Annotated in this window: 25 protein-coding genes; 16 read left to right on the top strand and 9 right to left on the bottom strand. The window is 69.3% G+C overall.

Annotated features, from left to right (window positions below):
- Positions 1-31: 31 nt before the first annotated feature.
- From IE302_RS33400 to IE302_RS33385, 4 genes are all read right to left on the bottom strand, one after another.
- Positions 32-466 carry a hypothetical protein gene (locus IE302_RS33400; protein WP_229908080.1) on the bottom strand — a complete coding sequence of 145 codons (435 nt, stop codon included), beginning with the start codon at positions 464-466 and terminating at the stop codon, positions 32-34.
- A gap of 82 nt (positions 467-548) precedes the next feature.
- Positions 549-2864, bottom strand: a complete 2316-nt coding sequence (locus tag IE302_RS33395; RefSeq protein WP_191258438.1) for a [protein-PII] uridylyltransferase — start codon at positions 2862-2864, stop codon at positions 549-551.
- Between the two features lie 9 nt (positions 2865-2873).
- Complete coding sequence (locus IE302_RS33390; protein WP_020630602.1) at positions 2874-3212, bottom strand: P-II family nitrogen regulator; 339 nt, start codon at positions 3210-3212, stop codon at positions 2874-2876.
- Positions 3209-4603: an ammonium transporter gene (locus tag IE302_RS33385; protein ID WP_191258437.1), complete on the bottom strand. Its 1395-nt coding sequence runs from the start codon at positions 4601-4603 to the stop codon at positions 3209-3211. The genes IE302_RS33390 and IE302_RS33385 overlap by 4 nt, the downstream gene beginning before the upstream one ends.
- Positions 4604-4778: 175 nt before the next feature.
- On the opposite strand from IE302_RS33385, the gene IE302_RS33380 reads away from it, so the two are divergent.
- Together IE302_RS33380 and IE302_RS33375 are read left to right on the top strand one after the other, a co-directional pair.
- The gene (locus IE302_RS33380; protein WP_191258436.1) at positions 4779-5639 is read left to right on the top strand and encodes a putative RNA methyltransferase; all 861 of its coding nucleotides are present in this window, start codon (positions 4779-4781) and stop codon (positions 5637-5639) included.
- Complete coding sequence (locus tag IE302_RS33375; protein WP_191258435.1) at positions 5639-6256, top strand: (2Fe-2S)-binding protein; 618 nt, start codon at positions 5639-5641, stop codon at positions 6254-6256. Before IE302_RS33380 ends, IE302_RS33375 begins: the two co-directional genes overlap by 1 nt.
- A gap of 441 nt (positions 6257-6697) precedes the next feature.
- On the opposite strand, the gene IE302_RS33370 is transcribed toward IE302_RS33375, so the two are convergent.
- Positions 6698-6997: a helix-turn-helix domain-containing protein gene (locus IE302_RS33370; protein ID WP_191258434.1), complete on the bottom strand. Its 300-nt coding sequence runs from the start codon at positions 6995-6997 to the stop codon at positions 6698-6700.
- A gap of 344 nt (positions 6998-7341) precedes the next feature.
- On the opposite strand from IE302_RS33370, the gene IE302_RS33365 reads away from it, so the two are divergent.
- Genes IE302_RS33365 through IE302_RS33330 form a run of 8 tightly spaced genes read left to right on the top strand, consistent with a single transcriptional unit; the run spans position 7342 to position 14523 of the window.
- The gene (locus tag IE302_RS33365) at positions 7342-8151 is read left to right on the top strand and encodes a hypothetical protein (protein WP_191258433.1); all 810 of its coding nucleotides are present in this window, start codon (positions 7342-7344) and stop codon (positions 8149-8151) included.
- On the top strand, positions 8135-9478 hold the full coding sequence (locus IE302_RS33360) for a hypothetical protein (protein ID WP_191258432.1): 1344 nt from the start codon (positions 8135-8137) through the stop codon (positions 9476-9478). The genes IE302_RS33365 and IE302_RS33360 overlap by 17 nt, the downstream gene beginning before the upstream one ends.
- Positions 9475-9939: a hypothetical protein gene (locus tag IE302_RS33355; protein ID WP_191258431.1), complete on the top strand. Its 465-nt coding sequence runs from the start codon at positions 9475-9477 to the stop codon at positions 9937-9939. The genes IE302_RS33360 and IE302_RS33355 overlap by 4 nt, the downstream gene beginning before the upstream one ends.
- Positions 9936-11285, top strand: a complete 1350-nt coding sequence (locus IE302_RS33350; protein WP_191258430.1) for a hypothetical protein — start codon at positions 9936-9938, stop codon at positions 11283-11285. Before IE302_RS33355 ends, IE302_RS33350 begins: the two co-directional genes overlap by 4 nt.
- 24 nt (positions 11286-11309) lie before the next feature.
- Positions 11310-12494, top strand: a complete 1185-nt coding sequence (locus tag IE302_RS33345) for a hypothetical protein (RefSeq protein WP_191258429.1) — start codon at positions 11310-11312, stop codon at positions 12492-12494.
- A gap of 54 nt (positions 12495-12548) precedes the next feature.
- On the top strand, positions 12549-13838 hold the full coding sequence (locus IE302_RS33340) for an O-acetylhomoserine aminocarboxypropyltransferase/cysteine synthase family protein (RefSeq protein WP_191258428.1): 1290 nt from the start codon (positions 12549-12551) through the stop codon (positions 13836-13838).
- Complete coding sequence (locus IE302_RS33335; RefSeq protein ID WP_191258427.1) at positions 13835-14311, top strand: CoA-binding protein; 477 nt, start codon at positions 13835-13837, stop codon at positions 14309-14311. Before IE302_RS33340 ends, IE302_RS33335 begins: the two co-directional genes overlap by 4 nt.
- Before the next feature lie 35 nt (positions 14312-14346).
- The gene (locus IE302_RS33330; RefSeq protein WP_191258426.1) at positions 14347-14523 is read left to right on the top strand and encodes a hypothetical protein; all 177 of its coding nucleotides are present in this window, start codon (positions 14347-14349) and stop codon (positions 14521-14523) included.
- 68 nt (positions 14524-14591) lie between these two features.
- On the opposite strand, the gene alc is transcribed toward IE302_RS33330, so the two are convergent.
- Together alc and allB are read right to left on the bottom strand one after the other, a co-directional pair.
- A complete protein-coding gene (alc, locus tag IE302_RS33325) occupies positions 14592-15608 on the bottom strand; it encodes an allantoicase (RefSeq protein ID WP_191258425.1) in 1017 nt (338 codons plus the stop codon).
- A gap of 1 nt (position 15609) precedes the next feature.
- Positions 15610-16938, bottom strand: a complete 1329-nt coding sequence (gene allB / locus IE302_RS33320) for an allantoinase AllB (RefSeq protein WP_191258424.1) — start codon at positions 16936-16938, stop codon at positions 15610-15612.
- Between the two features lie 104 nt (positions 16939-17042).
- Between allB and IE302_RS33315 the strand changes: the two genes are divergently transcribed.
- The 4 genes from IE302_RS33315 to pucL are packed head-to-tail and all read left to right on the top strand — an operon-like array spanning position 17043 to position 19269.
- Entirely contained in the window at positions 17043-17519 is a 477-nt protein-coding gene (locus IE302_RS33315; protein ID WP_191258423.1) for a helix-turn-helix domain-containing protein, read from the top strand.
- Between the two features lie 59 nt (positions 17520-17578).
- Positions 17579-18070: a 2-oxo-4-hydroxy-4-carboxy-5-ureidoimidazoline decarboxylase gene (gene uraD, locus IE302_RS33310; RefSeq protein ID WP_191258422.1), complete on the top strand. Its 492-nt coding sequence runs from the start codon at positions 17579-17581 to the stop codon at positions 18068-18070.
- On the top strand, positions 18067-18384 hold the full coding sequence (gene uraH / locus IE302_RS33305) for a hydroxyisourate hydrolase (RefSeq protein WP_191258421.1): 318 nt from the start codon (positions 18067-18069) through the stop codon (positions 18382-18384). Before uraD ends, uraH begins: the two co-directional genes overlap by 4 nt.
- Positions 18385-18390: 6 nt before the next feature.
- A complete protein-coding gene (pucL, locus tag IE302_RS33300; protein ID WP_191258420.1) occupies positions 18391-19269 on the top strand; it encodes a factor-independent urate hydroxylase in 879 nt (292 codons plus the stop codon).
- Here pucL and IE302_RS33295 read toward each other — a convergent pair.
- Positions 19266-20792 (bottom strand): alpha/beta hydrolase, encoded by a 1527-nt coding sequence (locus IE302_RS33295; protein ID WP_191258419.1) that lies wholly within the window; start codon positions 20790-20792, stop codon positions 19266-19268. The two genes, pucL and IE302_RS33295, sit on opposite strands and share 4 nt — an antisense overlap.
- 114 nt (positions 20793-20906) lie before the next feature.
- Positions 20907-21905, bottom strand: coding sequence for an SGNH/GDSL hydrolase family protein (locus IE302_RS33290; protein ID WP_191258418.1), 999 nt, complete (start codon positions 21903-21905; stop codon positions 20907-20909).
- Between the two features lie 123 nt (positions 21906-22028).
- On the opposite strand from IE302_RS33290, the gene IE302_RS33285 reads away from it, so the two are divergent.
- The gene (locus tag IE302_RS33285; RefSeq protein WP_444541949.1) at positions 22029-22604 is read left to right on the top strand and encodes a TetR/AcrR family transcriptional regulator; all 576 of its coding nucleotides are present in this window, start codon (positions 22029-22031) and stop codon (positions 22602-22604) included.
- 102 nt (positions 22605-22706) lie between these two features.
- A complete protein-coding gene (locus tag IE302_RS33280) occupies positions 22707-23396 on the top strand; it encodes a hypothetical protein (RefSeq protein ID WP_191258417.1) in 690 nt (229 codons plus the stop codon).
- Positions 23397-23422: the final 26 nt, after the last annotated feature.

The following is a 23422-nucleotide window of genomic DNA, read 5'->3' as shown; positions in this document are numbered from 1 at the left end:
AGCGTATCCACGCGCCGAAGCGGCGGGACAGCTACAAACGGGTGTCAGGGGCCACTGATTCGCTCACACATTCGAATGACGGGCGGGATTCGGCCAGCGCGTCGGCCGAACAGCCGACAGCGGTGGCGGCCGCCCGGAGTACTTCCGCGACGACTTCGACGTCGACCAGTGGAGCGGTGGACAACGCGCCTTCGCTCCCCACCTCGACCCGGCCCGCCATGCCTTCGAGCGCGATGGCCAGTGCCTGCTGGCCCGCGACGAGGTGCCGGACCACCTTGAGCAGTTCGGGGACGGTCGCGGCGGTGCCGGACGCGGTCAGGGAGACGGCGAGGTCGTCCGCGCAGGCCCGGAAGTGCGAGGCGACGACGGTCGGCGGCAGCGAGGTCCGGTGTGGCCCGGGCGGGTTCTGCTCGTGACCGCGCACGCGCTCACCGCCCTCCGGAGCCTTCGGGTTTCGACCGCGCACATCCTGCCACCGTCACCCTCCGCCACTCGCGCGACACCCCGGGGGCGAGAGCAAAGGTCCCTTGCTCCCGCCCCCGGGGCCGTCAAGAAGCGGCCGCCAGCAAAGCGGCTTCGATCTTCGACCGCCACGCCTGGTCGACCCGGCCGGTCCTCGGCGCGACGGCGAACGAATCGACGACGGCGCCGCCGAGCGTGGCCACCTTCGCCCAGCGCACCTCGGCTTCGCACCGCCGCAGCGCGCCCGCGACCCGGTACAGCAGGCCGATCCGGTTCGCGGCCCGCAGTTCGACCACGACCGTGTCCTGCCCGCTGGTCTCGTCGTCGAACCAGATCACCTTCACGCCCGCCGACGGCGTCTCGCCACCGCCGTAGTCCCGTTCCTTCGCCGCCAGCCGCTGGGTGAGCGGCAGCGTCCCGGCCACCGCCCGCGCGAACTGCTCGCGCAGCAACGTGACGTCGGGCAGCGAACCGAACTTCGGAGACGCCGTGAACACGCCCGCCCGTCCCCCCTCGTGCCCGCGCAGCACCGCCGCGTGGACTTCGAGGGAGTTCAGCGCGAGCACCCCGGCGGCGGGCGCCAGCAGTTCGGCGCGGGCCGGGACCGCGAGCACCACGGTCACGACCTTGCCGGCGGCGGTGATCCGCACCTCCCCGCGACCGGACGCGACGGCTTCGGCGACGAGCTCCCGTTGTTCGGCACCCATCGGCTCCGGCGGTACGAAACCCTTGCCGTGCAAGGCTTCCTCGCAACCGGACACGAGTTCGGCGAGCAGCCTGGCCTTCCAGTCGGTCCACACGCCCGGACCGGTCGCCAGCGAATCGGCCGTCGTCAGCGCGTGCAGCAGTTCCAGCAGGACCAGGTTCTCGTCGAGCGTCTTCGTCACCCGCTGGATCGTGGCCGGATCGCTGATGTCCCGCCGGGTCGCGGTGTGCGGCAGCAGCAGGTGATGCCGGACCATCGCCGCCACCAGCGCCGAATCGGCCCGCGACAGCCCGAGCCGGGCCGCCACCTGGGCACTGATCTTCGCGCCGAGTTCGGAATGGTCCGCGTCGCGGCCCTTTCCGATGTCGTGCAGCAGCGCGCCGATCAGCAGCAGGTCCGGCCGCGAGACGGTGGTCGTCAGTTTCGACGCCTCGACGGCGGCGCGCACGAGATGCCTGTCGACGGTCCACGAATGCACCGGCGACCTCGGCGGGAGGTCCCGCACCGCACCCCATTCGGGGAACAGCCGCGCCCACAGGCCCGTGCGGTCGAGCGCCTCGACGGCGTCGACCAGGCCCTCGCCCGCGCCGAGCAGTTCCACCAGCGCCTTGAGAGCGTCGGCGGGCCACGGCGCACGCAGTTCCGGCGCGGTGTCGGCGAGTGCCCGTAAGGTCCCGTGCGCGATCGGCTTCCGGATCCGCGCCGACGCCGCCGCGACCCGCAGCAGCAACGCCGGATCCTTGGCGGGCAGCGCGTCCCGCGCCAGCGCGACCTCGTTCCCGTGCAGCACGACACCTTCGTCGAGCGGCGTCCGCACCGGCCGCCGCCCGAACCGCGCCTTGGGCGGCTCCACAGTGGACCGGAGTGCCACATCGACGGCGTACGCGATCGTCCGCCCGACGCCGGAAAGCTTGCGCGCCAAGGTGAACCTGTCGCCGAACCCCAGTTCGCCCGCGACCGTCTCGGCCTCCGGCGCGCTGAGGATGTCCCGCTCGCGGCGCAGTTCCCGGCGCAACTCCGTCCGGACGTCGAGCAGCAGGCTCTTGGCCGCCAGGAGTTCCTCGCCGGGTCTGGCTGTCAGCTGTGCCGCTGCCAAAGCCTCCAGGACGGCGAAGTCGCGAAGCCCGCCTCGGCCGTGCTTGAGGTCCGGCTCGGCGGACTGCGCGATCTCGCCACTGCGAGCCCAGCGCTGACGCACCGCGTCCGACAGTTCGCCCACCCGTTTCCGGGCGGTCCGCCGCCACTGGTCCCGTGCCGCGGCCGCGAGCCTGGCGGTGATCTCGGCGTCCCCGGCGATGTGCCGGATCTCGAGCAGTCCCATCGCGGTCCGCAGGTCCTCGGACGCCACCTTCAGCGCCTCACCCGGTGTGCGGACCGAGTGGTCGAGGCCGATCTTGGCGTCCCACAACGGGTACCAGATCGCGTCGGCGATCTCGCCGACGCCGCCGTTGCCGTTGTGCAGCAACAACAGGTCGAGGTCGGAGAAGGGCACCAGTTCGCGGCGCCCGAGGCCACCGACGGCGGCCAGCGCGACACCGGGTTCAGCGGTGTCGACACCGGCCGCCGCGGCGCCCTTGCCCAACCAGAATTCGTAGAGGTCGACCAGGGCCGCCCGCAACGCGGCCGCCCCCAGCCTCCCGTGCCTGCCCTCGAGCAGTCGCTCGGTGGCTTTAACCAGCTCACCCCCGTCGGCCATCCCTGACGCCTATAGAGCGTCCGAGCCGCGCTCGCCGGTGCGTACCCGGATGACCGTCTCGACCGGCGTCACCCAGATCTTGCCGTCGCCGATCTTGCCGGTGTGCGCGGCGGTGGTGATCGCGTCGAGGACCTTCTCGACGTTGGAATCGTCGGTGACGACCTCGACCCTCAGCTTCGCCACGAAGTCGACGGAGTACTCCGCGCCCCGGTAGACCTCGGTGTGGCCCTTCTGCCTGCCGTAGCCCTGCACCTCGCTGACCGTCATGCCGAGCACGCCCAGCTGTTCCAGCGCGGAGCGGACGTCGTCGAGCGTGAACGGCTTGACGATCGCGGTGATCAGCTTCATGCCTTGCTCTCCTCGAGTTTCGTGGCCGCGTTTCCGGTGGGCGCCTTGACCGGGATGGTGGTCGGCTGGCCGAGGCCGCCGCCCGAACCGGTGAAGTCGTACGCGCTCTCCGCGTGCTGGGCCTCATCGATACCACTGACCTCGTCCTCCGCGCTGACGCGGAACCCGCCGAGCTTCTTGATCACCCAGCCGATGACGAAGGTGAGCACGAACGAGTAGCCGAGGACCACGGCGGCCGCGAGCGCCTGCTTGCCCAGCTGGCCGAGGCCGCCGCCGTAGAACAGGCCGTCGACGCCGAGCGAGTTGACGCTGGTGGTGCCGAAGAGGCCGATGAGCAGCGTACCGACGAGGCCGCCCACGAGGTGGACGCCGACGACGTCGAGGGAGTCGTCGAAACCGAAGCGGAACTTGAGGCTGATCGCCAGGGCGCACAGGGCACCGGCGACGAGGCCGATGGCGATGGCACCCAGCGGGCTGACGAATCCGGCCGCCGGGGTGATCGCGACGAGACCCGCGACGGCACCGGAGGCGGCGCCGAGGGTGGTCGGCTTGCCGATCTTGATCTGCTCGATGATCAGCCAGCCGAGGATCGCGGCCGCGGTGGCGACGGTGGTGTTGGTGAACGCGACGGCGGCGAGGTCGTTGGCGGCCAGCGACGAACCGGCGTTGAAGCCGTACCAGCCGAACCACAGCAACGCGGCGCCGAGCAGCACGAACGGGACGTTGTGCGGGCGTCCGGTGCCCTTCGGCCAGCCCTTGCGCTTGCCGAGCACGATCGCGAGCGCCAGGCCCGCCGCGCCGGCGTTGATGTGGACCGCGGTACCACCGGCGAAGTCGAGCGCCTTGAGCTGGTTGGCGATCCAGCCGCCGACCGAATCGGCGCCGATGAAGCCGTTGAACGAGAACACCCAGTGCGCGACCGGGAAGTACACGATGGTCACCCACACCGCGACGAACAGCGTCCAGCCCCAGAACTTGGCGCGGTCGGCGATGGCACCGGAGATCAGCGCAGGCGTGATGATCGCGAACATCAGCTGGAACATCACGAAGGCGAACAGCGGCAGCGCGTCCGCGCCGGGCCAGGCGACCTCGGGCGTGCTGCTCGTCGCGGCGGTCGCGAACCCGGCGAGCTTGCCGGAGATGTTCGAGAGACCGGCGAAGTCGAAGTTACCGAGCAACCCGCCGCCGATATCGTTGCCGAAAGCCATCGTGAAGCCGTAGAGCGTCCAGAGGACGCCGACCACGGCCAGCGCGATGAAGTTCATCATCAACATGTTCAGAACGCTCTTCGCGCGGACCATGCCGCCGTAGAAGAACGCCAATCCCGGTGTCATGAGCATGACCAGCGCGGCGCTGATCAACACCCATGCGGTGTCTCCTGCGTTCAGCACAATCTTCCTCCCGTGCCTGGGGTGTACTGCGCAGGAATCTTTGGACCGGGGTGTTTCCTCGGGCCGCGATTCAGGTTTCACCCGCGTGAACTGTCGGTACGGCGTTGTTACGTGCAGGTTTCCGGAGACCAGGTGCGTTCTGTCCGGTTGCGAAACCTCGTGGTCGAATAGCCCCATGAACGCGCGTGCATCCGGCAATCACCCACTGCCACCGGAGATCGTCCGGTCATTGCGATGTTCAGTCTGCAGTGACCCGGTCGGGTCAAGCGAGCGCACGGTGCGTTGTGAACGGGGCCACTCGTTCGACGTAGCGAAGCAGGGTTACGTGAACCTTCTGCACGCACGCGTCCCGGCCGGCACGGCGGACACCGCGCCGATGGTCGCGGCTCGTGTCGACCTCCTCTCCTCGGGTGCTTATCGCCCTCTCGCCGACGCCCTCGCGAAGGTGGCCTCGGAACATGTCCAGGACGGGCTGATCATCGACGCGGGCGCGGGCACGGGGTACTACCTCGCGCACGTGCTCGACGCCGTCCCCGCCGCGTACGGACTGGCGCTCGACGTCTCCGCCGTCGCCCTGCGCCGGGCCGCTCGCGCGCACGCGCGCGCGGGCGCGGCCGTGTGGAATCTGTGGGAACCCTGGCCGGTGGCGGGCTCGAGCGCGTCGCTGATCCTCAACGTCTTCGCGCCCCGCAACGCCGCGCAGTTCCACCGCGTCCTGACCGCGGACGGGCTGCTGGTCGTCGCGACGCCGAACCCCGGGCATCTCCGGGAACTGGGCGACCTGGTGATCTCCGTCGACGGCGCCAAGGACGCGCGACTGGAGGAGACCCTCGGTGAGCGTTTCGCCCGGGTGGACCGGCTCGAGGTCACCCAGCGGGTGACGCTGTCGGCCGCTCAGATCCGCCAGGTCGTCGAGATGGGCCCGAGCGCGCACCACCTTCACCGTGACGGACGCCGGGAACGCCTCGACGCGATCACCGGTCCGGCCGACGTCACCACCTCGTTCGGCGTCGCGCTGTACCGGCCGGTGCCCTGATGGAGTCATCCGCGACCCTGCTCGCCGACGCCGTCTGGGTCCGCGCCCGCATCGGCGGCGCCGCGAAGCTCTACGGCTGCTCCCGGCCCGAGGTGCTCGGCACGATCTGGTGGTACTCGCTGTCCTCGGTCCTCGTCGCCCCCTCGGTGGAATCCCTCGTGCGCGACGGCACGCCCCTGGACCCGTCGCTCGACGCCGTCACGATCGACCTCGTCCCGGACGGCCGCTTCACCGGCGCACGATCGTCACGGGTCCTCTCCGGCGGCCTTGCCGAACTCGGCGAGGCGTTCGCCGCGACGCTGGGCACCGCGATCGGGACGATCTCGGACGTCACAGGCGCGAATCCGCGCGCGCTGGGCGCGATCGCGACGGATTCGATCGGCAACCGCCTCCTGTGGACCGGCGACACCGAACGGGCGGTCGCGCTGGCGGCGCCGCTGGTGACCGCGATCGGGCTCGGGATGCCGGAGCCGCGGTTCGCCCGGATCGGGCGGAACACCGTGGTGCGCCGCGCTTCCTGTTGCCTGATCTACGAAGCGGGCAATCCGAAGTGCACCAGTTGTCCGCGACAGACACCGGAGGAACGGGACCGCCGGCTTCGCGCGGCCCTCGGTTAGTACGAATTCCCCTCTCACTGCCGCATTGGGGTCGAGGAGTCCTTCACGGACTTGGCACCCAACATGACACCTTTGCCTTTCACCTCAATAACCCTCTTTGCCGCTCACGACCCCTCGACCCAATGCGGCCTGACGGAAGGCGGCGTTGCGAAAGCCACTTTCGCAACGTTGAAGGTTATGAAAGCCACTTTCGCAACATCTGAAGCCGGCACGCCGACGAGCGAACATGTCCCATCCACCACACCAGTCACACCGGCCACAGGAACGCGGGTCACCACGGCCGGTTGTTTTCCCCACGGCGCCGCGAACCAGCAGGCGTGCGACGAAGGGGACTTTCCGCGCGTGCCATGCGATGAAAGCCCCCTTCACCGCACACGGCACGCTGCTTTCGCCGTCCCTCTCGATAACCCGCCGCCACGAACAAGACTTCCCCAAGGCCGCTCACACGGCGGCGAGATTCTCACCGTTCAACGCGGCCACCATCGCCGCACGGCTGCCGACCCCCAGTTTGGTGAAGATCCGGCGCATATGGGCGGAAACCGTGTTCAGACTGATTTCCAGCACGCCGGCGATCTGCTTGTTCGTATAGCCCCGGCCGACCATGCGCGCCACTTCGTGCTCGCGTGGACTGAGCAGGTCGTGCGGTTCCGGGGTCACCGGCACGAGCAGGCATCTGACCCCGTGCTCGGTGACGTCGAGCAACGATTTCCGCTGCACCGCGGCACCGTCGCTCAGTTCCATGACGCGCCGTACCAGCGATCTCGCCAGATTTCGTACGACTTCGTCCTCCGAAACGATCTTCGCTCGCTGCCGCGCGAAGTCGTGTATGGACGACGCAGGAAATCCCACTGCCGGGCTGGACATAGACCGGCCTCCCCCCTCTAGGCTCCCTCCCTCTCTAGCAAACCCCACCGACAGGAAAACCGCATCGTCGGTTTGTGTGACAAGTACGAACTAGTCGATTCATGTCACACAGGAACGTGTGACTACCGGTGTCCCCCGGTAAGCGGGCAGTGTCGGTCGCGTGCTCACCGACGCACCGCGCCGGCGATCGCGGATTTTCACCGGAGCAGAGGAGAACGGTTATGAGCCGTGGCTATGCGGCAGTGGACGGCGAGCTGGAAGACGAGCTGAGCCGTGAACTCGAAGCCGAGTTCGAAAACGAGCTCGAAGACGAACTGGAAGGCGAATTCGAGGACGAGGACGAGTTCGAAGACGAGTTCGGCGGGCTGGCCCGGGAGCTCGAAGACGAGCTGGAGGACGAGGTCTACGGCGAGTACGAGGACGAAGACGAATTCGAGTCGGAGTTCGAGGCCGTCGTCCGCGAACTCGAGGACGAGTTCGAACTGGAATCCGAGGACGAGGACTTCGCGCATCCGGGGCGACGGGTCTATTCCGACGCGGAGATGATGGCGCAACTGGCCTTCCAGGCCGAGAACGCGGAGACCGAGGACGAGGCGGAGGCCTTCCTCGGCGCGCTCGCGCCCCTGGCGTTCCAGGCGGCGAAATGGGCGGCACCGAAGATCATCAAGCACGGTCCGAAGCTGATCCGCGGCGCGGTCAACCTCGGGCGCAAGCTGTGGCGGAACCCGGCGACCCGCCGCGCCGTCCGGCACATCCCGAAGATCATCGGGCGCACCGCGCGCGATGTCGGGCGCCGGTACGCCGACGGCCGCCCGGTCGACGCCCGCTACATCTCGCGCAGGCTGGTCGGGCACACCGTGAACAGCGCGCAGAACGCGCCCGCGAACCGCCGGAACCAGCAGCGGCGTCGCGGCCGTCCGCAGCAGCGCCGTCACCGTCCCGCCGCCCGTGGCGGGCGCAAGACGCAGTCGCGGGCTCGCACGGGCGGCGCCCGTCGCGGCAAGGCGCGCGGCCGTGCGCGCCGCCGTTGAGGCGTTGCCCGCGGCATCCGGTGAATCGGCCTCGTCCACCGGATCCCGGCGGGCGAGGCCGTCCGGAAACGACGAACTGACCGCTTGGGTCCTGTCCCAGGCCACCAATGTGGAACGGCATCTGGACGCTTTGCGGCCGTTCCGCTGGTCGGAGTTCGGTGACCCGGCCACCGGGCCGAGCCGGGCCCACCTGGTGGCGGTCAACCGGACGATGGCGACCTTGCGAAAGCCGTTGTTCTCCGCCACCCGCGCGGTGCGCCGGACCGCGGAAGAGGCGGTGGCACGGCCGGAGCGGGCCGAACTCGCCCGGCTGCTGCGGGCGAAATCCCGGGCACAGCGCTGGGTCAAGACCACCGAAGGGGTCTGGGACTTCTACCTCGACCTGTTCAACCAGCGGCAGGGCGCGTTCGCCCCCTGGCTCGTGGCCTGCGACCGGGTGGCGCTCGACTGCTATCAGTACGCGTACCTCGGCATCGGGCACTGGCGGTCGATCCCGACCCCGCCGCCGTTCTGCTACCTGCGCACCGGGTCCGGACCGGCCACCTCACGTCGCGGGATCCCGTTGCGGCGCTTGGGAAACCGGCTCAACCCGTTCCCGCTGATCCAGCTTCCGTACCACCGGCTGGTGAACCCGTGGACACTCGGCGCGGTCCTGCACGAGGTGAGTCACAACCTGCAGAACGATCTCGGCCTCGCCAGGGCGATCCCGCTGCGGGTAGCTGCGCGGCTCGTCGAAGCGGGCGTGCCGCGGGCGATCGCCGGCGTCTGGGTCAGGTGGAACCGGGAGACGTTCGCCGACCTGTCCGCTCTGCTGCTGGGCGGCCCAGCGGTCGTCGGTTCCCTGTTCGACGTCATCGGGCGCACCGAACTGGAAACGACGGCGTTCAACCCGCGCGGCGTGCACCCGGTGCCGTATCTCCGCGCGAAGATCTCGGTGGAGTTGTTGCGTCGCATGGGTTTCGACCGGCACGCGGAGGCGTACGCGTCGATGTGGCACAGGTTGTACCCGAGGGCGAAGCTGATAAACGCGCCGCCGGCGTTGCTCAAGACGGCGGACAAGGCGATCCCCGTGGTGGTGGAGGCGATGTGCTTCACCTCGTTCCCCTCGCTGGGCAGGCGCTCGCTGGCCCAGGCGCTGCGGTTCGAAGCCAAGGAACAGGCGATGATCGAAGAAGCGGCGGAAAGACTGGCGGACGGTGTGTCCCCCGGCGTGGTGCCGGAACGGTTCCTGATCGGCGCGGTGCGGTTCGCGCTCGAAGAACGGATGGCTCCGCCGAAAAGGCTCTTCGGCTTCTTCATGGAAGAACTCGGCAGGAGGGCGAGATGACCCTCCACACCGAATTCTCCCGGCTGGGCAAGGAAGTGAACCAGGTGGCCGCTTGCTGGCGGGCACTGGAGATCAGCGTCGCCGAGGACCGGCCCACCGGTGTCGGGCTCGCCGCGGCGGATCACCTCGCCGAGGTCGTCCTGGACGGCACCGGCGAAGTCGAGGCGGCGACACGTGCGACACAGAGTCCGGTGAGCGCCGAGTCGCTGCACACCACGGCGTCGTCGCTGCTGGAACTGCGGCGCCGGGTGGACGGTCACTGCCGTTCGCATCACGCGGTTTCCGGGCTGCTGCGGGCGGTGCACGGACGGGAACAGGAATGGCGGGGCTGGGCGAAGAGCTTCCACTCCGGGGTGGACCAATGCGCCGCCGCCTTGTCCTCGGCGGAGGATGCGATGGTGCGGTGCTGGCGTGAAGCAGTGGAACTGGCCGAATTCAAGGGATGTGGGGCGACCCGATGACGATCGAAGACGACCGCGGCGCGACGCTGCCGCGAGCACAGGACATCGACAGCGCGTATCCGCTGTCGACCGGGCAGTACCCACCGCGACCGGCGGCACCCGGCGCACTCGCCGACCAGACGATCAGCGACATGCTCGGCTGGAAGTGGCGCGAGGGCGACACCAAGGGGTTCGTGGCCGCGCTGACCGGCAGTTTCGAGCTGAACGAAGTCCAAGGACGCACCGAGGCGAAGTGGACCCCGCGCGGGTACGCGATCCAGGCCGACCTCGGCGCGGTCACCGGCGGCCAGGCCTCGCTCGCGGCCAGGGCCCGGAGCGCGGTCAAGGACTCGCTCGCGTTGCTCGACTCGCTCCGTCCACTGAGGACGGACGCGGACCCCGAGAACAGCGAGGGCTTCCGCGCGCTCGTCCGGCACGATCTCGAACAGATCCGGCAGGAGCTGGAGAACCCGCTGATCCGCGTGGCCCGGGTCGATCAGCTCTTCCTGCTGCTGCTCGGGAACGGCGGCACCCCGGTGCAAGGACACCTCGGCAGGCTGCGGGACGAGTTCGGCCTGATCTCGGGCAAGGTCAACACGATCGAGGAGGAACGGATCCAGACCTCCTTCATCACGCTGACGGATTGGGTGGTCTCGTTGTTCCGGGGCTGGCAGGACGCGCGCGACAAGATCGACCCGTTCTCGCAGCCGCCGGGCGGCCAGCCGTTCTTCGGCCCCGCCGTGGTCGCTCTTTCCCGGCTGCTGTCCGCGACGGCGTCCCAGGTCGACGAAGTCGTCGCGATGCTGCGGTCGGTGTTCATCCAGCAGGAGGACCTCGAAGTGCTCCGCGTCCCCGATCCGCAGGGCGGGACCATGTCGCTCGGCGGACTGCTGCGCTGGATCCGCGAGTTCGCCACCTTCGAGGGCGGCAAGCTGATCGAGTCGGCGGGCAAGGAGGGCGTCAGCACGTCGTTCATCCAGATCGCGAAGCGGCTGCAGCGCATCGTGGCGAACCTTCCCCGGCAGAGCACCGGCGGTTCCAACGGGGACGTGCCGGGCAACTTCCGCGCGTCGCTGCCGCCGGGCTTCTTCAGCTCCCGGGTGCAACGGGCCATCGACGAACTCGACGACCACCTCCAGGAGGTCGTCCGGATCGCCGAGCCGATCGGGCGGGACGGTGCGCCGCCCGCCGATCCGAATCCGCCGGCGCCGCCCACCCCGCAGCTCATCCCGCCGTCCGGCCGGACACCGTCGGTGCCGTCGGTCGCGGAGCTCCGTGAAGGGCACGTCCCTCAGGCGGAGCAGACACCACCCGAGGCGGAGGAACCGCCGAAACCCCGGACCACGCGCAAGCGGACCGGGCAGTAGCCGGACCCGTACGGGAGGAAGACGATGGGCACGGAAAAGGAATACCGGGAACTCTTCGACCGGGTCGCGGCGTTGCGCGGCCAGGTCGCCGGGAAGCTCGCCAACGAACTGGGCAGTGACCCGAAGATCGGCGACGCGGTCCTCAAGCAGCTGGACGACATGCTCGCCGCGGTCGAAACCGAACAGCGGAGCAGACCGGGCCCCGCGGACGGCGGGATCGCCCAGCTCGTCGGTCTCGGCGAAGGTTCGGCCGCGGACCTCGGGGCGACGTCGATGCCGCCGGGTATCGACGCCTACGACGAGACGGTCGCCTCGGAACGGGTGATCGCGGTCGGCGACCTGTACTACCTGTACCAGCACGAACGGATCGGCGTGTTCCGCGTGGTGCAGAAACTGCAGGAGCTGTTCCAGGGCGGCGCCATCCGGCTTTCGGACGGCCCCGGCGCGTTCGGCCTGTACCGGTTCGACCGGCGGGACGTCCTGCGCTACACCCGGCGGGACCGCGTCAGCGCGTACCGGCGCGTGCTCGGCTACGGCAAGGGGCTCGGCTCCGCGAACTCGCGGCCGAACACCGACTTCCACCAGCTGTTCACGCAGTTCAGCAACCAGGTCGCGTTGTTCTGGCGGGACAAGCGGATCTCCGACGTCGTCCGCGAACGCGCGTACGACCCGAGCTTCGGCAGTGTCGCGGTCGTCCGGCGCAGCGGGCTGGACCTGCGGAACAACCTGAAGTTCACCTCGTACGGCCACCTGAACGTGCTGCGGGTCGAGGTCATGCAGCTGCTGACCGAGGCGTTCAAGATCCTCGGTTCGGAGGACGTCCTGGACCTGTTCGGCGCCGCCAACGCCTGGGACACCGTGGACGAGGTGCTGATCCGCTACTTCGACCAGCGGCTGGTGTCCTCGCCGCGCCAGCGGATGGCGGTCACCGGACGTCAGGTGCTGCGCTGGCTCGCGGCGCCGCACATCCTCGAAACCACCAGGTCGGAGTTCGAGGCGCTGCTGCTCGAAATCGCGGAGCCCGCCGAAGAGTGGCTGACCTCGGCCCAGTCCCTGCGACTGGCCGATCGGACGAACTCCCGGGAGGTGCTGCCGGTCGACAGGCACCGGCCGGCCGGGGTCGCGGTGGCCCGGAGCGAATCACGTCCGGTCACCCCGCGCCGGAACGGCCACCGTCCCGGCACGGTGATCACCCTGGACCGCCAGTAGTCACTTACTGGGAACGATGGTCACGGAGTGGGACGCGAGGTAGCGTCGGGCGCGATGAGTGAACGCACCTGGGGCTTCCGTACCCGTGCCCTGCACGCGGGCGGGACGCCCGACCCGGCGACCGGCGCCCGCGCCGTGCCCATCTACCAGACCACGAGCTTCGTCTTCGAGGACGCGGCCGACGCGGCGAACCTGTTCGCGCTGCAGAAGTACGGCAACATCTACAGCCGCATCGGCAACCCGACGGTCGCGGCCTTCGAGGAACGCCTGGCCAGCCTCGAAGGCGCGATCGGCGGGGTCGCCACGAGCAGCGGCCAGGCGGCCGAGTTCCTCACCTTCTCCGCGCTCGCCGAGGCAGGCGACCACATCGTCTCTGCCGGCGGGCTCTACGGCGGGACGGTCACCCAGCTCACCGGGACGTTGCGCCGCTTCGGCATCGAGACCACCTTCGTCAGCGGCGACGGCATCGAGGATTACGCGGCCGCGATCACCGACCGGACGAAGCTGATCTTCACCGAGATCATCGGCAATCCGGGCGGCGGGATCGCCGATCTCTCCGGACTGGCCGAACTCGCGCATTCCCACGACATCCCGCTGGTCGTCGACGCCACGCTGGCGACGCCGTACCTGTGCCGCCCGATCGAGCACGGCGCGGACATCGTGCTGCACTCCGCCACGAAGTTCCTCGGCGGGCACGGCACCACCCTGGGCGGGGTGGTCGTCGAATCCGGGAAGTTCGACTGGGGCAACGGGAAGTTCCCCCGGATGACCGAAACCGTCGAGAGCTACGGCGGCCTCAAGTACTGGGAGAACTTCGGCGAGTACGCCTTCTGCACCCGGCTCCGGGCCGAGCAGCTGCGCGACATCGGCGCCGTCCTCTCCCCGCATTCGGCCTTCCTCCTGCTGCAAGGGGTCGAGACCTTGCCGCAGCGCATGGACGCCCACGTCGCGAACGCGCGAGCCGTGGCGGAATACCTCTCGAACGACAGCCGGGTGGCCTGGGTGAACTACGCGGGCCTGCCGGATCACCCGCACCACGACCGTGCGAAGAAGTACCTGCCCGCCGGGCCGGGCGCCGTGTTCTCCTTCGGTGTCGACGGCGGCCGCGCGGCCGGGGAGACCTTCGTGAACTCCGTCGAACTGCTGTCGCATCTGGCGAACGTCGGGGACGCGCGGACGCTGGTCATCCACCCGGCGTCCACCACCCACCAGCAGCTTTCCGAAGACCAGCTGCGCGCGGCGGGCGTCGGCGCGGACCTGATCCGCCTGTCGGTCGGGCTGGAGGACGTCGACGACATCCTGTGGGACCTCGACCAGGCACTCGGCAAGGCGGTGGCCGGATGAGCCACGACGTCGGCGCGGTCGAACGCCGCCGCATCCTTGCGCGCACGAGGTCGGTGACCATCGTCGGCGCTTCGAACAACCCGGCGCGGCCGAGCTACTTCGTCGCGACGTACCTGCTCTCGTCCAGCAAGTACCAGGTCAACTTCGTGAACCTGCGGCTGGACGAACTCCTCGGGCAGCCGGTGTACCCGTCACTGGCCGACGTGCCCGGCGAGGTCGACCTGGTCAGCGTGTTCCGCAAGCACGACGACCTCCCCGGCGTCGCCGAGGAGGTCGTCAAAGCGGGCGCGCGCACGCTTTGGCTCCAGCTGGGCCTGTGGCACGAGCCCGTCGCCGACCGGGCCGGGACCGCCGGACTGGACGTGGTGATGAACCGCTGCGTCAAGATCGAGCACGCCCGGTTCGCCGGCGGGCTCCACCTCGCCGGGTTCAACACCGGCGTGATCAGCTCCCGCCGCCAGTCCGCCCCCTGACCAGCGCCGGGGCGGGCACGTGAGAGGGTGGCGGCATGGCCAAACCGACGCCGCTGCAGCTCAGGAACATCGTCATGGCACTGCTCATGGCGGGCGCCCTGGTGTGGAACCTGTCCATCAGCGGCGCCTGGTGGCTCACCGCGATCTTCTCGATCGGTATCGTCCTGTCGCTGTTCTCCGCGTACCTGAACCGGCCCGGCGCTCAGCCCTGACCCCGCATTTCGTCCTCTAAACGCGGTAGTTCTCGATGCCAACTACCGCATTCAGAGGACGAAACGCGTCAGGAGCGGGCGCCCTCGAAGCGCGCGGCGACCTCGGCCCGGCCGCGCTCGGAAAGCGCCCCGAAAAGGCGTAGGCGCGCCATCCCGCCATCGGGATAGATGTCGAGACGGACTTCGGTCACCTCAGGTCCCGAAGCGAGCGCGAACCGGTGCCGCGTATCCGGCTGAAGCCTCGTCTTCGGCAGCAGCTCGACCCACTCGCCGTCGCCGTCGCGACCGCTCAAAGCCGCCCAGCCGGGCGCGTTGCCCTTGAGGTTGCTGTTGTCGAATTCGGCGAACCGGACGACGCCCGCGCCGGCCAGCCGCACGGTGACCCAGTCGTTCCCGTCGTCGCGGCGCCGCGCCGTCTCCCAGCCCTCGGCCTGATGCGCCGCGAGCCCGGGCGAGAAGAGGTTGTTGGGCGAGGAGTAGAACATATTGCTGCACCCGGTGACCACCGCGCCGTTCTCCAGCGCCGCGAGGTCGAGCGCGCCGAGGTCGAGCAGGCGCGGATCCGGGATCGGCGTGCCGTGCACCCGCAGCCGGGCCACCCCGCCGTCCGGATGCATGGTCAGCCGGACGTGCGTGTACCGCTTGCTCCCGCCGATCTCGAAGAAGTTCTCCTGGTGTCCCTCGGCCGCGCCGCGTTTCACCAGCACGTCCCAGTCCACTGTGGACAGCTCTGCGGCGTTGGGGTAGCCCTCGACGGCGCACGCCTCGACCGAGACGAACGGCGGGTAGTTCCCCTTGAAGAACGCGGTGTCCACGACGACACCGGTGATCGCGCCCGCCAGGCCGAGCCGGACGACGGCCTGGTCGTCGCCGGGCTCGCGGTGCCGCCGGGTCTCCCAGCCGTCGTAGACCTGTCCCTTGGGCCCGAACGTCTCCGTCTGGTGCGCGGGTACCCACGGATTGACCAGGTTCTCCTTCTCGGCGAACAACTCGTCCGTCGCCCACATCACGGTCCCGCCGAATTTCCGCGAGGCCAGGTCGGGCAGGGCTGTCCACTCAGGACGGTCGTTCACGGTCTCCTCCATCTCAGCAGTCACCCCGGGTCAGCAGAACGCCTGCCGGGTCGTCACCGGTGATCTCCTCGCCCCGCAACCAGGTGCTCCGGACGACGCCCGCGAGCGGACGTCCGTGATAGGCGCTGACCGGGTTGCGGTGCTTCAATTTCGCGACGTCGACGACGAAAGCCTCGTCGGGCGCGAACACGCTGAAGTCGGCGTCGTAGCCCGGCGCGAGGTGTCCCTTGCGCCGCATCCCCGCCTGCGCGGCCGGGTGTTCGGCCATCCAGCGGACGACGTCGGTGAGCGCGAACCCGCGCTGCCGCGCCTGGGTCCAGACCGCGGGCAGGCCGAGCTGCAGGCCTGCGATCCCGCCCCAGGCGAGGCCGAAATCGCCGCTGTCGAAGCGTTTCAGCTCCGGCGTGCACGGCGAATGGTCGGTCACCACGCAATCGATGACACCGTCCGCGAGACCTTGCCACAGCAGTTCGCGGTTCCCGGCCTCGCGGATCGGCGGGCAGCACTTGAACTGCGTCGCGCCGTCGCCGATCTCCTCCGCGGTGAAACTCAGGTAGTGCGGACAGGTCTCGGCGGTCAGCCGGACACCGTCGCGCCGCGCGCTCTCGACCATCGGCAGCGCGTCCGAAGAAGACAGGTGCAGGATGTGCGCGCGGACGCCGGTCTTCCTGGCGAGCTCGATGACCTGCGCGATCGCCACGTTCTCCGCGCCGCGCGGACGCGAATGCAGGAAGTCCTCGTACTTCTCGCCGTGCGGATCGGGCGCGTGCTCGATCGCGTCGGAGTCCTCCGCGTGCACGATGATCATGCCGTCGAAGGTCCGCAATTCGGTCATCGCCTCTTCGAGCCCGCGCGCGTCCAGCGGCGGGAACTCGTCGACCCCGGAATGCAGCAGGAACGACTTGAAGCCGAACACCCCGGCTTCGTGCAGGCCGCGCAGGTCCGCGAGGTTGCCGGGGATCGCGCCGCCCCAGAACCCGACGTCGACGTGCACCCGGCCCTCGGCTGTCTTGCGCTTCACCTCCAGCGCCGCGACGTCGACCGTCGGCGGCAGGCTGTTCAGCGGCATGTCCACGATCGTGGTGACCCCGCCCGCCGCGGCCGCGCGGGTCGCCGAGGCGAAACCCTCCCATTCGGTGCGGCCGGGGTCGTTGACGTGCACGTGCGTGTCCACGAGACCCGGCAGCACCACGACGTCCTCGCCGAATTCGAGCACCCGCTCGCCGTCCAGGGCGGCTCCGGCGGGTTCCACCGCGACGATGCGGCCCTCGTCGACGCCGATCGTCGCGGGCACCTCTCCGGTGGCCGTAACAGCTCGGGCGGCCTTGATCACCAGGTCCATCTCAAGCCTCCAACTTCCACTGGGTGGAATCGAGGTTTCGCACTCCGACATTAACTCTGGCCACCCTGCTCGTCAACGAGCCCAGGCGGCGCTACCTTCGCTTGGTGCAGCTAGAAGCCGAGTTCACCAGCGAACCGTTCCACGGCGAGGGTCCGCCACCCGAGCACGCCGTCAAAGCCCGCGACACCGCGGAGGACGCGGGCCTGTCCGCCGACTTCGGCCCGCTCGGCACCCTCGTCCGCGGCGACGCCGACACCCTGCTCGACGCGCTCCCTGCCATCGCCAGAGCGGCACTGGACGGCGGCGCGACCCGTGTGACCCTCCAGCTCCGGCAGGTCGGCGACGATTCGGGCGAGCCGGCCGTCGAACTGCACAGCGCCCTTGCCCGGCTCATCGGCGACGTCGAACGCGAACTGGGCGGCAAGCTCGACACCCTCGACCGCGCCGCCAAGCAGCGCGCGGTGCGGCTGCTCAAGGAACGCGGCGCGTTCGGCCTCCGCAAGTCGGTGTCGACCGTCGCGGAGGCACTGGGGGTCACGAGGTTCACGGTCTACAACTACCTCAACCGCGACCAAGACTGAAGAGTGCGTTTCAACAAAATGTTGACGGCGGCGGAATCGTCGCCGTACCGTCAGATTCCGTGCCGCTCACCATTCGAGAGTTCGACCAGGCTCCCGCACAGGACGTCCGGCCGGCGCTGACAGCCTGCCTCGACGTCCCGCGCTGGGTGGAAACCCTGCTGGCCAGGCGCCCGTACGGCGACGTCGCCGCCCTGCTCGCCGCGTCCGAGGCGCTCACCCCGTTGCGCCCCGAAGAGATCCGGCGCGCCATGGCCGCCCATCCCCGGATCGGGGAGAAAGCGGGCGGCGAAAGCACCGAAGCGGGCTGGTCACGCACCGAGCAGTCCGGTGTGGACGGTGACGCCGCGCGCGAGTTCGCCGCGGCCAACACCGAGTACGAAGCGACGTTCGGCCATGTGTTCCTGGTCTGCGCGAGCGGCCGGAGCGGTGCCGAACTGCTGGAGAACCTGCGTTCGAGGCTTTCGAACGATCCGGAGAAGGAACTCGAAGTGGCCGGTCAAGAACTGGCCAAGATCGCCGCGCTGCGGCTGGAGAAGGCGGTGACGGCATGAGCCTCGTGACCACGCACATCCTCGACACCGCCGCGGGACGGCCGGCGGCGGGCGTCGGAGTCCGGCTCGAAACCGGCGCGGGCGAACCCGTCGCCGACGGGCGGACCGACGCCGACGGCCGGATCCGCGACCTCGGCCCCGACACCCTGGAACCCGGGGTGTACCGGCTGGTCTTCGACACCGGCGCCCACCTCGGCCCGGACTCCTTCTTCCCCGAAGTCACCCTGACCTTCCGCATCGCCGACGGGACCGAGCACCACCACGTGCCGTTGCTGCTGAGCCCGTTCGCCTATTCCACCTATCGAGGGAGCTGATCGCCCGTGGCCATCACCCTGGGCCCCAACCAGTACGGCAAGGCCGAAGTCCGGCTCGTCACCGTGCGGCGCGAGGGCAGCGTGCACCACCTCAAGGACCTCACCGTTTCGACGTCGCTGCGCGGCGACCTCGCGGCCACGCACCTCACCGGCGACAACGCCGACGTCGTCGCGACCGACACCCAGAAGAACACCGTCTACGCCTTCGCGAAGGAGGCCCCGGTCGGCGAGATCGAGGACTTCGCGCTGCGTCTCGGACGGCATTTCGTCGACTCGTTCGAGCACATCTCCGGTGCCCGGGTCCTGATCGACGAACACGGCTGGAACCGCATCTCCGGCCACGACCACGCGTTCTCCCAGGCGGGCAGCGAAAAGCGGACGACCGCGGTGACCATTCAGGACGGTCAGGCCTGGGTGGTGTCCGGTCTGGACGATCTCGTCGTGCTGAAGTCGACCGGTTCGGAGTTCCACGGCTTCCCCCGTGACGGCTACACGACGCTCGCCGAGACGAACGACCGGATCCTCGCGACCGCCGTGACAGCGCGCTGGCGCTACCAGGGCGACGGGATCGACTGGGCCACGAGCCACGCGGAGGTCCGGCGGATCCTGCTGGAGACCTTCGCGGACAAGCACAGCCTCTCCCTGCAGCAAACGCTGTACGCGATGGGAGAGGCTGTGCTCAAGGAACGCGAAGAGGTCGCCGAAGTCCGGCTCTCACTGCCGAACAAGCACCACTTCCTGGTGGATCTTTCGCCGTTCGGGTTGAAGAACGACAACGAGGTGTTCTACGCCGCCGACCGCCCGTACGGCCTGATCGAGGGTGTGGTCCTCCGCGATGACGCGGAGGACCCGGGCCTGGCCTGGCACACCCTCGCCGCCTTCTAAGGAACAGGCAGCGGCATTCCGGTGACGCTCTGGTCGGCGGGGACGACCCCGTCGACCAGGTACGCGTCCACGATCTTGTCCACGGCCGCGTTGCCGGTCGCGTAGAGCCCGTGGTCGCCTTCACCGGTCACGGTCAGCATCCGGGAGTTCGCGAACCCGGCGTGCGCCTTCCTTGCTCCCTCGATCGGCGTCGCCGGGTCGTGCTCGGACTGGACGATCAGCACCGGGGGGACACCCTTCCCGTCCAGCTTCGGCAGCGGACGCGGCTGCTTGTCCCAGAACAGGCAGACCGAGGCGTTCAGCACGCCGCCGCCCGCCATGAGCAGTCCGCGGTCGAGGTTCCGCTGCGAGTCGCGGATCAGCGACTCGCGGGTGCCGGTGAACCGGCCCTCCCCGCAGAGGGTGTTCCAGAACGTGGCGTCCTGCGCGTCGGGGAAGTCCCCCGCGTCCTTGACCGCGGCGACGGCGTCGGCCTTCGCCTGGCCACCGTTCTCCAACCCCGCCCGGACCTTGACCAGCAGGTCGGCCAGCGCCGGGAAGGACGCCTTCTTGTAGAGCATGTAGACCATCGCGTACTCGAGCTCCATCGGCCCGTTGCCGTTGATCGGGTTACGGGACAAGGTGTACCGCAGCCGCTCGTAGGCCTGCCGGACCTCTTCGCCGCTGGTGCCGAAGTGGTACTTGGCGTCGTAGCGCGCCATCCACGGCAGGAAGTCCTGCCGCCAGCGGCGTTCGAACCCGACGGCCTGGCGGTTGAACGAGTTCTGCCAGGTCGTGGTGAACTCCGTCGAGGAGTCCAGCACGAACCGGCCCGTCCGCTGCGGGAACTGCTGCGCGTAGTGCGCGCCCAGCCAGGTGCCGCCCGAGTAGCCGACCCAGTTGATCTTCTCCCGGCCGAGCAGCACGCGCAGCAGGTCGAAGTCCTTGATCGTCTGGTAGGTGGTGATCAGCGGCCCGAGTTCACCACTGGCGGCCTGGCAGGACTTGGCCACGTGTTCCGCGTTGGCGAGGATCTGGTCGAGGTTGCGCGGATCGCGGTCACGCGGGTCCAGCTGCCGGACGAGGTCCGCGGCACCACGGCAGGTGACGTTGGTGCTCTTGCCGGTCCCGCGGACGTCGATGCCGATGACGTCCTGGTGTTCGCGCAGCTTTTCCTGCCCGCGGAACGTGACCGGGAACCAGCGACCGGCCCCGCCCGGACCGCCCGGGTTGGTGAGTACCGACGCCGTCGACGGTCCGGTCGACTTCAGCCTGCTGACCGCGATGGTCAGATCTTGCCGCTCCGCCGCCCGGTCCCAGTCGCGGGGCGTGCGGTAGGTCGCGCATTCGAGTCCGCCGATGTCGGTGCCCGGCGGCAACGTGATCAGTTCCTCCGCCGCGCAGGGATGCCAATCGAGTGTCTGGCCGGTGTAGCGGTCCGGGATGTTCGTCGTGTTCAGCGTGCTCGCCGAAGCCGGCATGGCTCCGGCGAGCAGTCCGCCCACGACCACCGGGATCACCCCGGCGGTCAGTAGCCGCTTCATCTGCTGCCCCCTTCTTTCCTTGATTCCCAACGGCTCCCGACGCTAGGGCCGGGCGCACCCGGCGAACATCGACCGCAGGTAGCGCCGGGAGGTGAACCAAGGATTGAGAGGGGGCTAGGACCGGGGCACAAGCCCGGCCGCGGTGGCCTTGCGCTGGAGTTCGGCCGTGGTGCTCGCGTTCCGCGCGTCCGGCGCCTTCTCCGACGCCGCGGCGGTCCCGCCCAGCGCCTTGAAGATCAGGTCGGCTTCGGCCTTCATCCCGGCGGCGTACGGGTGGTAGGCCACCGCCCGGAACAGGTTGGTGTCCTTGCCGCTCACCCAGGCCGCGTCACCCGAGCAGGCGTCGTGGCCGCGGCTCGGCCCATAGGTGTCGACGTAGCGGGCGCCCTGCTTCCGGGCCGCGGTCGAGACGGCCTTGTTGAGCGCGCGCTCGACCTCGTCGGCCCAGGCGTAGTCGCCGTCGGCGAACGGGACGACGCTGGGGCAGTAGCCCTTCGACGGCACGATCCGCGGGTACCCGACCAGCACGATGGTGGCCGCGGGCGAACGCTCCCGGACACCCTTGACCACGCGTTCGAGGTTCCGCTCGGTGTTCTTGAGCGCGGCGAGCAGGGTGTCCGTGCCGTTGAGCGTGAAGTGGTCCTTGCACGGCGAACCGGTCGGATCGTCGTCGCGCAGGCCGGGGCAGGTGCCGATCAGGCTGCCGAAGACGCCGTAGTCGTTGCCGCCGATGCCGATGGTCACCAGGTCGGTGTCGAGGGTCAGCGCGTCGAACTGCGGCGCCGCCGAGCCGAGCGCGAGGCTCGGCGAAGGGACCGTCTGCGGGTTGAGCATGTTCGTGGTGTCCGCCGACGAGCAGCTGACATCGGTGAAGGCGCCCGACTTGGAGTAGAGCCCGAGCTTGGTGGCCAGCCAGGCCGGGTAGTTGTTGTTCGACCGGAAGCACCAGCTCGCCTGCTGCCACGGGATCAGCGGACCCGCGGTGTAGGAGTCACCGAGCGCGACGTATTTGCGGAACGACGGGGTCTCGGCGGCACTCGCCGGTGTCCCCAAACTCGCTAGGGAGAAGATCGCCAGCAGCATGGCGAGGACAAGTCGGGTGGTACGGCGCATGGCGACCTCGTGATCCGTCGTTGGACTATCGGTCGATCCTGACAAGTTCCCACCTCCGTCCACAATAGAAGTGAGCATCTTTCACGTTTCAGGGAGTTTGATAGAACGCTCTATCATGGGGGCGTGACTGGAACGCGGGACCGCATCGTGAACGCCGGCGCCGAACTGCTCCGGCGGAACGGGTACACCGGCACCGGGGTGAAGCAGATCGTCGAGGCCGCGAACGCGCCCTTCGGCTCGCTCTACCACTTCTTCCCTGGCGGCAAGGAGCAACTCGGCGAGGAGGTCATCCGCACCTCGGGGATGATGTACCTCGCGCTGTTCGAGATCTTCTTCGCCGACGAGCCGGACCTGATCCACGGGATCGAAGCGGCCTTCGCCGGTGCCGCGGACACGCTCGTGGCGACCGAGTACGCCGACGCGTGCCCCATCGCGACGGTCGCGCTGGAGGTCGCCAGCACCAACGAGAAGCTGCGGATCGCGACGGCCGACGTGTTCACGGCGTGGATCGAGACCGGCACCGAGAAGCTGGGCAAGTACGGCCTCGGACCCGCCGACGCCCGGCGGCTCACGATCGCTCTGGTGAACAGTCTCGAAGGGGCGTTCGTGCTGAGCAGATCACTACGGGACACCGAAGCGCTCGAAGTCGCGGGGGCGTCGACGGTCGCCTTGGCGCGCACGCTGCTCCCCGACGCGTGAAGCACCGACGGCCGGTTGCTGAACACCGGGATTTCCCCGCAACGGGCAACGACTTCCGGCCGACCTAGCGGTCGTCAACTCCGGAATGCCTTTGGGGAGCACATGATCATCAGGAAGCTCGTGATCGGCACCATCGCCGCCGCCGCTCTGCTCACCGCGGGCGCGGTGCCCGCGACCGCCGCCGAGGTCCAGCCGTCCACCCTCACCACGTCCACCAGCAGCACCAAGATCGACGCGGGCAAGACCGTCACGATCTCCGGGAAGCTCACGAAGGCCGACGCCACCCCGATCGCGGGGGCCGAGGTGGGCATCTCCTTCTGCTTCAACGGCTTCTGCGGCGAGGCCCAGGCGAAGCCGGTCACCGACGCCGCCGGCGTCTACACCGCGACGCTCTCCCCGATCCGCACCGGCAACTACCACGCCGACTTCTTCTCCGCCGACCCGGCGATCGCGGACTCGCGCGCCGACACCCCGAAGATCGTCGTCCTCCACCCGGCGAAGATCACGTCGTTCGCGGCGGGCCGGAACGCGGCCAAGGCCGTGACCGGCTCCGGCACGATCGACTTCCCCGGCCTGTACACCGCGAACCCGATCCCGGTCGAACTCCAGTACTTCTCGTTCAGCACCTACCGCTGGACCACGGCGGCGACGGTCGACGCCACCTGGAACGGCACCACCTGGGCCTTCTCGGCCTCGGCCGAGCACCGCAAACCCGGCGTCTGGCGGGCCTTCTACGCGGGCGCGCCCGAGATGTTCCACGCGGCGGCGAGCGACGTCGTCTTCGTGGTCTGACGTTCCGTGAAGGCCTCCTTGAGGGA

The organism is Amycolatopsis oliviviridis, from assembly GCF_014654365.1.
Classification (GTDB): Bacteria; Actinomycetota; Actinomycetes; order Mycobacteriales; family Pseudonocardiaceae; genus Amycolatopsis; species Amycolatopsis oliviviridis.
This window is presented reverse-complemented; position numbering and strand designations above follow the sequence as displayed.